1 protein-coding gene is annotated in these 380 nt (G+C 59.7%); it reads right to left on the bottom strand.

Annotated features, from left to right (window positions below; genetic code table 11):
• The coding region (locus QP996_RS11795) for a transposase (protein WP_284872819.1) at positions 1-380 on the bottom strand (380 nt) is incomplete at both ends.

Raw genomic sequence — 380 nt, forward strand, 5'->3', positions numbered from 1 at the left:
AGGAAGACACCGCGAAGCCCGCGCGCTTTGAGGTCTTGGAAGAAGCCTTTCCACGATGCGTTGGATTCCGCAGTGGCAACGTGCATGCCGAGCATTTCGCGGTACCCGTCGGCGTTGACACCGGTGGCAAGCAGCACGGAGCATTTGACCACCCGGCCGCCTTCGCGCACTTTGATTGTCAACGCGTCGCACGACAGGTAGGCGTACCCGCGGGGGTCGAGTGGGCGGTTTCTGAAGTCTGCGACCATCTCGTCGAGTTCTTCCGACATCCGCGAGACTTGCGATTTCGACAGGTTGGAAATGCCAAGGGTTGCCACCAGATCGTTCATCCTGCGGGTGGAGACCCCTTTGAGGTAGCAGGTGGCAATCACAGTCGATAG

Origin of the sequence: Corynebacterium sp. MSK008 (assembly GCF_030232585.1) — a bacterium.
Lineage (GTDB): Bacteria > Actinomycetota > Actinomycetes > Mycobacteriales > Mycobacteriaceae > Corynebacterium.